The sequence below is a fragment of the Rhodococcus sp. NPDC019647 genome, from assembly GCF_044389235.1.
Taxonomy (GTDB): Bacteria; Actinomycetota; Actinomycetes; order Mycobacteriales; family Mycobacteriaceae; genus Rhodococcus_F; species Rhodococcus_F oxybenzonivorans.
Window position 1 is genome coordinate 484,626 of record NZ_JBIRXS010000002.1, and the last position, 10,492, is coordinate 495,117.

11 protein-coding genes are annotated in these 10,492 nt (G+C 64.5%); 2 read left to right on the forward strand and 9 right to left on the reverse strand.

Features of this window, described 5'->3' with window-relative positions:
* Positions 1 to 6: 6 nt before the first annotated feature.
* The 8 genes from ACH49N_RS06910 to ACH49N_RS06945 form a co-directional block, all read right to left on the reverse strand.
* Positions 7 to 1,263 (reverse strand): hypothetical protein, encoded by a 1,257-nt coding sequence (locus tag ACH49N_RS06910; protein ID WP_397504484.1) that lies wholly within the window; start codon positions 1,261 to 1,263, stop codon positions 7 to 9.
* A complete protein-coding gene (locus ACH49N_RS06915) occupies positions 1,257 to 1,835 on the reverse strand; it encodes a nuclear transport factor 2 family protein (protein WP_358271269.1) in 579 nt (192 codons plus the stop codon). The genes ACH49N_RS06910 and ACH49N_RS06915 overlap by 7 nt, the downstream gene beginning before the upstream one ends.
* On the reverse strand, positions 1,835 to 2,053 hold the full coding sequence (locus tag ACH49N_RS06920; RefSeq protein ID WP_358271433.1) for a ferredoxin: 219 nt from the start codon (positions 2,051 to 2,053) through the stop codon (positions 1,835 to 1,837). Before ACH49N_RS06920 ends, ACH49N_RS06915 begins: the two co-directional genes overlap by 1 nt.
* Positions 2,053 to 3,405 (reverse strand): cytochrome P450, encoded by a 1,353-nt coding sequence (locus ACH49N_RS06925; protein WP_250773139.1) that lies wholly within the window; start codon positions 3,403 to 3,405, stop codon positions 2,053 to 2,055. Before ACH49N_RS06925 ends, ACH49N_RS06920 begins: the two co-directional genes overlap by 1 nt.
* Entirely contained in the window at positions 3,405 to 4,187 is a 783-nt protein-coding gene (locus ACH49N_RS06930) for an SDR family oxidoreductase (protein WP_358271270.1), read from the reverse strand. The genes ACH49N_RS06925 and ACH49N_RS06930 overlap by 1 nt, the downstream gene beginning before the upstream one ends.
* Positions 4,180 to 5,406: a cytochrome P450 gene (locus tag ACH49N_RS06935; RefSeq protein ID WP_358271272.1), complete on the reverse strand. Its 1,227-nt coding sequence runs from the start codon at positions 5,404 to 5,406 to the stop codon at positions 4,180 to 4,182. Before ACH49N_RS06935 ends, ACH49N_RS06930 begins: the two co-directional genes overlap by 8 nt.
* Positions 5,407 to 5,412: 6 nt before the next feature.
* On the reverse strand, positions 5,413 to 5,973 hold the full coding sequence (locus ACH49N_RS06940; protein ID WP_213578302.1) for a TetR/AcrR family transcriptional regulator: 561 nt from the start codon (positions 5,971 to 5,973) through the stop codon (positions 5,413 to 5,415).
* Between the two features lie 64 nt (positions 5,974 to 6,037).
* The gene (locus tag ACH49N_RS06945; RefSeq protein WP_358271273.1) at positions 6,038 to 7,252 is read right to left on the reverse strand and encodes a cytochrome P450; all 1,215 of its coding nucleotides are present in this window, start codon (positions 7,250 to 7,252) and stop codon (positions 6,038 to 6,040) included.
* Positions 7,253 to 7,336: 84 nt separating this feature from the next.
* Here ACH49N_RS06945 and ACH49N_RS06950 point away from each other — a divergent pair, with 84 nt between their 5' ends.
* Positions 7,337 to 7,978 (forward strand): TetR/AcrR family transcriptional regulator, encoded by a 642-nt coding sequence (locus ACH49N_RS06950; protein ID WP_236603374.1) that lies wholly within the window; start codon positions 7,337 to 7,339, stop codon positions 7,976 to 7,978.
* Here the strand turns inward: ACH49N_RS06950 and ACH49N_RS06955 are convergent.
* On the reverse strand, positions 7,870 to 8,793 hold the full coding sequence (locus ACH49N_RS06955) for an SDR family NAD(P)-dependent oxidoreductase (protein ID WP_358271275.1): 924 nt from the start codon (positions 8,791 to 8,793) through the stop codon (positions 7,870 to 7,872). The genes ACH49N_RS06950 and ACH49N_RS06955 overlap by 109 nt on opposite strands.
* Positions 8,794 to 9,006: 213 nt before the next feature.
* Here ACH49N_RS06955 and ACH49N_RS06960 point away from each other — a divergent pair, with 213 nt between their 5' ends.
* Positions 9,007 to 10,476, forward strand: coding sequence for an aldehyde dehydrogenase (locus tag ACH49N_RS06960; RefSeq protein WP_358271276.1), 1,470 nt, complete (start codon positions 9,007 to 9,009; stop codon positions 10,474 to 10,476).
* Positions 10,477 to 10,492 lie beyond the last annotated feature (16 nt).

The window sequence follows — 10,492 nt, forward strand, 5'->3', positions numbered from 1 at the left end:
CCTCTTTCAGACGACGGTGAGGGGTAGCGGTATGCCGCGGTCGGTGAAGGCGAAGTCGGCGCCCGTGCTGAACCGGGTGAGCGCCACCTCCGACGCCTCCTTCGCGGGCGCCTCCCCGGTGACGACTTCCACGGTGAGCGCCGTGTCCGTCTCCTCGATCACCCGTGCGAAGAAGCGCGGCGATACCCCGCGCAGCAGTGCGTCGAGCGGTTCCAGATGTGCGCCGTCGATCATCGAGGGCCAGGCACCGTCCGCGTCGGAACCGCCTGCACGCCGAATGGTGAGGAAGAGGCGATCGACGAGGGTGGTTGTGACCTCGACGTACTGGCGAGGATTGAACGCCGGATGGACGGCGAGCACCGCTGCGAGTCCCTCGAGGTCGCCAGGCAGACCGAGCGCGTTCCGGATTCGCTCGGAGGTGAGCCCGGCGATACCGGTGAATTGTCTGCGCGCAATGGTCGTCGCCGACTCCTCGTCGGTACGCGACCGCACTGCCAACAGGAATCCGAGCGTGAGCAGGTGCTGTTGCAGGCACACTTCCTCGGCCATCCGGACGAGCGCCGAATGGGAGAAGTCGGAGAAACGCAGATCGCTCAGAAGCGCATCCGCGTAGTCGTGGCGGCCTGGCCCACGAGTGTCGATCGGCGACAATTCGACCGCCGCGGCCCTCGACCTGCCCAGCGTCACCAGGCCCTCGGGCACCGGCGGTGGGGTATGTGTGTCGTCGATGGTCACGGTCCACTTGCAGTGGGGAGTGCGATCCGCCGGGCGCCGGGGCGGACGGTGGACCGGTCGCACCTGCGCGTGCGGGTTGGTGGCCAGCGCGGTCGCATCGAACGTCGGGTCCTCGATGTCGTGGCACATGGACGTGACGTACTCGTCGCCCATCGGTTCGACGTCCATGAGGGCCCCGCAATGGTCCAGCCAGAACTCGCCGTGATCATGGTCGATCACGCGGTAGCGGAAATCCATGAACTGTGGGGGCGCGCCGATGTCGAGTTGCAGACCCTTGAAGATGGTCACGACGCCGTCACCCTCGAACGCCAGCGCGCGCTGCATCCGCTTGGTGTAGATCGGGCTCGCCGCCATCCACTCCTCGATCGCGACCTGCGTCATCCCCTCACGTCCGAACGCGCCGATCAGGTGCGGCATGCCGGAGCGATCGATCAGATGACCACACAGCAGCAGTTCCGGCACCAGCACAGCGAGATCTTCGCGGGACAGGTCCGCGAACGAGGTGGGAACCCGCACGGCACTCACCACAACGGAACCGGGGCCTGGCCCACCGGATACCACCCCGGAAGCCGGCCGGAGGTCGAGCGCGCGATCCGCGCGTTCATACCGTCGGACATCGCGTTGTTCGTGATCATCTCGAGGAACAGGGCGGAGACGTTGCCGAAGTCGAAGAAGTCACGCTGCCAGGACCATTGGAAGTTGCCGCCGTAGCGGAACCAGCTGCCACCGATCCCGTACACCTGGTACTGGGTGCCGTCCTCGCGGGTGCGATCGGAGACTTGTTTCCAGAACCCGATGACGTCACCGCTGCGGTCATCGATGACGACTTTCTGATAGGGGTACTCCCAGCCCTCCAAACCCTCCATCTCCTGTCCGAGTGCGAGGTCTCGAATCTCGTCGCGCCCGACGGCCATGAAGTCGTCCTTGGGGCCGTAGTTCCATCCGTACGTCGCGTCCACGGTGTACATCTCGGCGAGCGGCTTCCAGTCACCGAGCGATTCGCAGCGCTTGTTCTCGTCTATCCACCGCTGCACCATCTCATCGAGCTCGGCGCGATCGAACTGTACGGCCGGGCCGGTCCTTCGATCGAACTGTGACATCAGGATTCTCCTTCAGAAGTTTCGTTGTCTTCGACGATCCGCAAGGCCTGCGTGGGACAGAAGCGCACGGCGCTTTCCACACTCGCGCGCAGCGCCTCGGGCGGGGCGGTATCCACAATCTCGACCTTCCCGTGCTTCGGCACGGTGAACACCTCAGGTGCCTCGAGCTCACACATGGCGTGGCCCTGGCACAGATCGAGGTCGGCTTCGACTTTCATCACTTGCTGCGCTTCCGGTACCTCACCGCACAAGGCTGCTGAAGCTGAACCACCATCTTGCTGTGGTCGTTGCGATATGTCTCCGACGGCTGCGCCATCTCGAATTCCCAGTCCTGCAGAAGGATGGAGAAGATAGCTTTGAGCTGCATCAAGGCGAATGCCGCACCGACGCAGCGGTGCCGGCCCGCACCGAACGGGATCCACGTCCACCGGTTGACGATGTCTTCCTGGTTCGGATCGATGTAGCGCTCGGGGTCGAACGCGTCCGGGTTCGGGAAGTCCTCGGCCAAGCGGTTGGAGATCGCTGGTGTCGCGGCCACGAGGTCGCCCTGCGCGATCTGGTATCCGCCTACCTCGAAGTCGCCCTGCGCGACCCGCAGCAGGATGATCAGCGGCGGATGCAGTCGCAATGTTTCCTTCAGCACCGCCTCGAGTTTCGGGATCTGCCGCAGCGCCCCGAAGCTGATATCGGAGCCGTCGGCGTACAGATCGTCGAGCTCGCCCACAACTTGCTTCGCGTAGTCGGGGTGGCGAAGCAGTTCGATCAGCGTCCACGCCGCTGTGCCGGAGGTCGTGTGGTGGCCGGCAAACATCATCGAGATGAACATGCCCGTGATCTCGTCGGCACTGAACCGCTCGTTGCCGTTCTCGTCCTTGATCGAGACGAGGACGTCGAGCATGTCCCGGTCCTCCTTGCCCTGCGGAGGGTGGGCGATCCGGTCCGTCATGATGTCCTGGACGAGGGCGACCAGCTGCACCCGGGCCTCGTCCCGTCGCCGGAAGCTGTCGATATCTGCGTAGGGGTCGACGAACGCGATCGCGTCCGTTCCCTGCTCGAGTTCGTGGTAGAGCTGCGCGAAGCGACCGTCGAGTTGGTCTCGGAACTTCTTGCCGATGAGGCAGGCCGAGGACGTATAAATGGTGAGCTCCGCGAAGAACTCGAGGAGGTCGATCTCGCCCTCGTCGTCCCAGCGCGACACCATGCGATCGACCTCGTGCGCGATGGTGGCGGCGTGCCCCTTCATCTGCTCGCCGCGGAGAGCCTGGTTGTGCAGCATCTCCTTGCGTCGTTCGGGGCTGGCGTCGAACACGACACCTTCACCGAAGATCGGCTTCATGAACGGATAGGCCGCCTGCTGATCCAGGTCCTCGTCGCTCGAACGGAAGAAGAACTCGTTTGCTTCCGCCCCGGACAGCATGATGACGTTGCGGTCCACCAATTGGAAGGCGCCCACGTCGCCGCACTCCTCGCGCACCCGCCGCATCAGGGCGATGGGGTCGGTGCGCAGTTCCTCGAGGTGGCCGTGTTCGCGCTCTCCGCCGGAAACCCTCGGCGGCTGAGTCGGATTCATCAGGCATCCTTTCGCAGTGGCGCCTCGGGCTGAACCTCGATCAGCACCAGATGCGCTCCACGGGGCGCACTCACGGTGGCGACGACGGCATCAGCGATCGCGGACGCACGCAAGAAGTAGGAGTGGCGGGCGAAGCCCCATTTCGCCCAGTCTTCGAGGACGGGTCCGATGACCTCCCCAGTGGTGTTCATACCCATGGCGGTCTGGGTGGGCCCGGGACGCACGATCGACGCACGGATGCCGGTACCCTCCAGTTCCATCCGCATCTGCCTGCCCATCGCCTCGACGCCCGTTTTCGCAGCGTTGTAGGCGCCCATCCGCGGCCGCGGTGAGTCTGCGCAATCCGATCCGATCAGCACGAAATCACCGCGCTTGCGTTCGATCATCCCGGGGAGGATCCGATGCGCGAGTCGCTGCGCACCCACGAGGTGCACATCGACCTGCTTCAGGAACTGATCCGGATCCATCTCGTGGGCGGTGGAGAACTCGAGGTCCCCGGCGCCGGACAGCACGATCTCCGTCGAACCGAAGGTGCTCTCGGCCGCTGTCACGAAGTCGTTCACGGACGCCGTGTCCGTGACGTCGAGGAAGTGCGCGAAAGCCTCACCGCCGCTACTTCGGATCTTGTCGGCGATGGCCTCGCATTCCGCCACTCGCCGCGCCCCGAGTGCCACGGGATGACCGAGGTCGGCAAGCGCATAGGCAGTGGCGGTACCGATACCCGAAGAGGCACCGCTGATGATCGCAGGACGCCGCGGCGGATGGGGTTCGAACCTAGGCATGACGAACCTGCACTTTCAGTGGAAGCGAGGCGAAACCTCGAACGTTGGTCGAATGAACACGCACACAATTGGTTTCGTCCACCTCAAAGCCTTCGACCTTCTCGACCAGTTGTGTCAGAGCGATCTTCGCTTCGAGGCGGGCCATGTGCGCGCCCAGGCAGAAGTGTGTGCCGCCGCCGAAGCTGGCAAGTTTGTTGCTGGTGTCCCGGCCGATTCGGTACTCGTCGGCATCCTCGAAGACCGCCGGGTCGCGGTTCGCGGAACCGATGAGGATGAGCACCTTGTCACCCGCGGCAATGGTCGTGTCGCGGAAAGAGACGTCGACGGCCGCCGTGCGCGCCACCATCTGACTCGAGGTGTCGTAGCGGAGTGTCTCCTCCACCCATTCCGGCACCCGGCTCGGATCGCCGAGGACCTTGCGCGCCTCGTCCGGAAACCGTGAGCCCCAGTACAGAGCATTGCCGAGCAGCTTCGTGGTGGTCTCGTTGCCCGCAACCACCATGAGGAACATGAAGGCAATGATCTCGTCGTCGGTGAGCCGGTCGCCATCGATCTCGGCCTCGAGCAAGGCCGAGGTCAGATCATCCGCGGGCTTCTTGCGCCGCTCGGCGATCATGTCTGCGTAGTAGCCCACGAGATGCAGCGACGCCTCCATGGCTGCCTGGGGAACGTCCAGGACCCCTTCCTCCCGATGCACCACCAGGTCGGCCAGTCGCCGCAATTCGGAACGGTCCGTTTCGGGGACACCCATCAGTTCCGAGATGACGTCCATGGGAAGCCTGCCCGCGAACTCCGAGATCCAGTCGAATTCCCCGGATGCCAAGGCCGGGTCGAGGTACTGCGTCGTCAATTCTTCGATGCGCCCGTGCAATTCGTTGACACGCCGCGGAGTAAATCCCCGGGAGACCAGCTGGCGCATCCGCATGTGCCGCGGATCGTCGAGCGCCAGGAACGACATCGTCTTGTACGCCTTCGGTCCGTAGGCCGCCGGATCGAGCGACACGCCATTGGCACTCGACAGCCGCGTGTTGTCCCGAAACGCCGCAACGACGTCCTCGTGACGCGAAAGAGCCCAGAAATCGAGTTCCGGGTTGTAGTAGACCGGCGCCTCTTCCCTCAGTCGGCGATAGGTGACGTAGGGATCCTCGTGAAAGTCGTAATCGTAGGGATTGAACGTCACCGGATCGAGTGACGCTCCGGGGATCGACGCTGCGGTCATGTGCATTCACTCCAGGATCAGCTTGGCGGAAGTTTCCAGTCGATCTGCGAATTCGGTGTACGACCCGTAGCCCATGCCCGCGCGGACCAACCCACCCGCGTACAGGAGCTCCAGCGCCTCGAGTACGTCCGGATCCGGGTCGCTGCCGAGCGCGTCGGCGAGTCGCTGCCGGATCTCGATGCCGATCCGCGTGCGCAGGTGCTCCACGTCGGGGTCACGGCCGAGCAGTGCGCTGGTGACGGCGCCGGCCAACTCGGGTTCGTCGGCGACCAACAGTGCGATGTGCCGCAGCACGGCCACCACCCGTCCGGTCCGGTCGAGACCCGCGTCCGCCTCCTCGGGTGAAGCGGCGAGGCGGCGCCAGAACACCTCGGCGACGAGGTGCTCCTTGGAGGAGAAGTAGGTGTACGCCGTTGCCGGGGCGACGCCGGCGAGTCCGGCCACCGATCGAACGGTGAGGCCGGCGAATCCCTCTGCCCGCAACACCTCGACTGCAGCCTTGGTCAGACGCTCGACAGTGTCTGCCTGCTTTTCGGTCAAACGGCGACGGGTGGACTCGAAATTCATCTTACTGGACACGTGTCTGGACGCTACTACAGTTTGGTCGGCCTGGCAACGAAAAGCCCTGCACTTACTGCTCGCGCGGGTGAATACGCACGGGCATCTTCTTGATGCCGCTGATGAAATTCGACCGCAGCCGCGTTATGGGACCGGTCGGCTCCACGCGATCGATACGGGCAGCCATCGTCTCGAACAGGATCCGCAATTCCAGCCGTGCCAGGTGCGCGCCGAGGCAGAAGTGGATTCCGCTACCCCCGAAGGCGACGTGCGGGTTGGGCGTTCGGGCGATGTCAAAACAGTACGGCGCGTCGAACACGTCCTCGTCACGATTGGCGCTCGGGTAATAGATGACCACCTTGTCGCCCGCGGCAACCGGTTGATCGCCGATCATCGCATCACGGGTGGCGGTGCGCCGGAAGTCCATCACCGGCGTGACCCACCGCAGGATCTCCTCGACCGCGGTCGCGGCAAGTTCCGGTTCGGCCTGCAACCGGCGCCACTGCTCGGGATGGTCGATGAAAGCTTGCATGCCGCCCGCGGTGGCGTTGCGTGTCGTCTCGTTCCCCGCGACCACGAGGAGAACGAAGAACATGTTGAATTCCATCTCGGTGAGGGTGTCACCATTCTCGTCCGGTTGGACCAGCTTGGTGACGATGTCGTCGCGCGGTTCGATGCGGCGCTGGGCCGCTAATTCGTTGGCATACAGGAAGATCTCCATCGCCGCGAGCTCGCCGTCCGCCTGAGTGGTGGCGTACTCGGGATCGTCGAATCCGATCATCCGGTTGGACCAGTCGTAGAGTCTGTCGACGTCCGACGAGGGCGCGCCGAGGAGAGCCGCGATCACCTCGAGCGGTAAGGGGGCCGCGGCGCGGCGCACGAAATCGACCTCTCCCGCGTCGAGTAGGTCGTCGACAATCTGCGAGCAGATGTCCCGGATGTGCGCCTCGAGCGACTTGACCATGCGCGGCGTGAATCCTCGGCTGACCAACTGGCGCAACCGAGTGTGGTCCGGTGGATCCAGATTGACGAGCATGGCCGCTTGCTTCGCCCGGGTCTCCTCGTCGAAGTCGTCGATCTGCGTGGTGCCCACCGCGGAGGAAAACGTGGCGCTGTCCCGCGAGATGGCAACTACATCAGCATGTTTCGTCACGGCCCAATAACCGGTGCCGCCCTCCTCGGGCTGCCAGTAGACGGGCTCGCTGTTACGCAGGCGGTCGAAGAATGCGTAGGGCACCCCTTCCGCGTAGAGGTCGGGGGATTTGAGATCAATCCGAGACGCGGTCATCACTGCTCCTCGATCGACTAAATGAATGTGATGTGCATCAAACTACACACTTTCATTTATTATGGAAGCCCTTATGCTGAACCCATGGCGAGAGGGCAGAAAGAACCGATCCGGCGTCGCACGCTGACGCGCGAGAAGGTCGTGGATGCGGCGATCGATATCATCGACGAGCTCGGGTGGGATCCCCTGTCGATGACGAGTCTCTCCGCCCGACTGGAGGTCGTCACCGCGTCGCTCTACAACCACGTCCGCAATCTCGACGACGTCCGCGGCGCTGTTCAGGTGCGCACCATGGCGGAACTCGGCGCGCACCTACGCGAGACCGCGATGGGCCGAACCGGTGTGGACGGCCTCCGGGCGCTCGTCGACGCGCACCGCGCCTGGGCGACCGAGCACCCGCATCGATACCGGACACTCACTACAAGCCCGGTCGACAGGGCCGCCTTCATCTCCGCAGCCCTGGACGCCAACACGGCACTGCGTACGATGCTGGCATCGTGCGGTGTGCCGCCCGAAGACACTCTCGATGCGGCTGTCAGCATCTTCGCCGCCATGCACGGCTTCGTCATGCTGGTGAATACCGATTTCCTCGGCGACGAGCTGGACCTGGACTCGATCTACGAATCCGTGCTGCGGGGAGCTCTGTCCGGGGTGGGCTGCGTGGAGGAGACCAGTTCCGCCAGCTCGTCCAGGGACCACGGTGGCGCCGTGTCGTGGTCGCGGTAGGCGACGAACTTCGGCGTCTGCCGCTCGAATCGCCCTACGAAACAACCTGATCCGACGAAGACGCCTCCAGTGATCGCCGCGGCCCGATCGCTCGCCAGGTAGGCATAGAGCGCGGCGACGTACTCCGGTGGCGCAGGATGAAGCGAACCGTCGCGCGCCGCGTCGTCGAGCATGCCGCGCCGATGCAGCTCTTCGATGTGTTGCTCGTATTCTTCGCCGACGGACAGTCGAGTGCGCGCACCCGGACAGACCACATTTGCGCGCACACCCGAGTCTGCGAGTTCGGCTGCGATTGCCAGAGTGAGACTGTTGACCGCACCCTTTGCCGCCGGATACCCCGTACCGCCGTAGTCGCCGAGGAACGCGAACGAACTCGTGTTCACGATGGCGCCGCGTCCCTGGGCAACCATCAGCGGAGCGATCACCCGGCAGGTGCGAAAAGTCGAGGTCAAGTGGGCGTCGATCAGTTCGCTCCACTGCTCGTCGGTGACGTTCAGGATGGACGACTGCGGAGGTTCCGCGATCCCCGCGCAGTTGATCAAGACGTCGACCGACCCGTACGCGCTCACCGCCGCATCCGCGAGCGCCTCCGCGACACCCGACACCGCGGCCGAGCCCGAAACCGCGATTGCCCGTCCGCCGGCATCGACGATTTCCTGTGCCACCGTGTCGGAGGCCTCCCGGTCGCGACCGTTGACCACCACGCCGGCGCCCTCGGCCGCCAGCGCATGGGCAACCGATCGGCCGATTCCGCGACTCGATCCGGTCACCACCGCGCCGCGTCCTGCCAGGTGCTTTGCTCGGTGTGAGTTCATGTTTCCACTTCCCGCGAGGCGTGTATTGCCATTAATCGGGCGCATCCAGTCATTGCGCCGAACAGATGTGCAAACTATAGTCCAGACATATGTCCAGTTTTTGCTGGCTCCACTCTTCGGCCTGTCAGGCGATGCCCCTTACCCACACCGTCCGAATCTCCTACGACTCGTGACGACGACAACTCCCACACGATCCGATCGGGAAGTGACCCCATGACTCTGCGTCCCACCGACAGTTCCCTCCTGCTGATCGACGGCAAGCTCGTCCCGGGTTCCGGGGGCACCTTCGACGTGATCAACCCTGCCACTGAAGAGGTGCTGGGTGCCGCGGCCGATGCCACCCCCGCCGACATGGACGTGGCGATCGCTGCTGCGCGCCGAGCATTCGACGATACGACCTGGTCCCGCGACCACGCCTTCCGGGCGCGGTGCCTGCGGCAATTACGCGACGCCCTGCTCGCCCACATCGAGGAATTCCGGGAGATCACGATCGCCGAGGTCGGCGCGCCGAGGTTCTTCACCAGCGGACCGCAGCTCGAGGGGCCCGTTGCCGATCTCGGATACTTCGCGGGCCTGGCGGACAGCTATTCCTGGGAACAGGACCTGGGTGAGTCGACGACGATGGGAATCAAGTCGCACAGACGGGTCCTGAAGGAGGCAGTCGGTGTGGTGGGCGCCATCACGCCGTGGAACTTTCCTCATCAAATCAATTTCGCCAAACTCGGCCCCGCACTGGCCGCGGGAAACACCGTGGTGCTCAAGCCCGCTCCCGACACACCCTGGTGCGCGGCGCTCGTCGGCACACTGATCGCGCAGGAAACCGATTTCCCGCCCGGTGTGGTCAACATCGTGACGTCGAGCGACCACTCCCTCGGTGCGCAGCTGTCGACCGACCCCCGGGTGGACCTCGTGTCCTTCACCGGCTCGACCGAAACGGGTAAGGCCGTCATGACGGCCGCCGCCCAGACACTCAAAAAGGTGTTCCTCGAATTGGGCGGCAAGTCGGCCTTCATCGTGCTCGACGACGCCGACTTGGCGGGCGCCTGCGCAATGGCGGCATTCACCGTGAGCACCCACGCCGGGCAGGGCTGCGCGCTCACCACCCGGTTACTCGTTCCGCGCGAAAAGTACGACGAGGCAGTCGAGGCCACCGCGCGCACCCTCCGCGGTCTTCCTGCCGGTGACCCCGACGAACCCGGCACCATCTGCGGTCCGATCATCTCCGCACGCCAACGCGAGCGAGTCGAGGCGTATCTGCGTCTCGCGGTCGAGGAAGGCGGGACCATCGTGGTCGGCGGCAGACGCCCCGGCAACCACGAACGCGGCTTCTTCATCGAACCCACCCTCATCTCCGGACTCGACAACAGCGCGCGGGTGGCACGGGAAGAGATCTTCGGTCCCGTGCTCGTGATCATCCCCCACGACGGTGACGACGACGCCATTCGCATCGCCAACGACTCCCCCTATGGACTGTCCGGATCGATCTGGGGTACGGATCCCGCACGCGTACAGCACATGGTCGAGGCAGTGCGCACCGGAACGCTCGGCGTGAACGGCGGAATCTGGTACGCGGCCGATGCGCCGTTCGGCGGATACAAGCAATCCGGGATCGGCCGGGAAATGGGTGTCGCGGGCTTCGAGGAGTACCTCGAGACCAAGCTGGTCGCGGAACCGGCCCTGTAGTCCATCACCACACTTT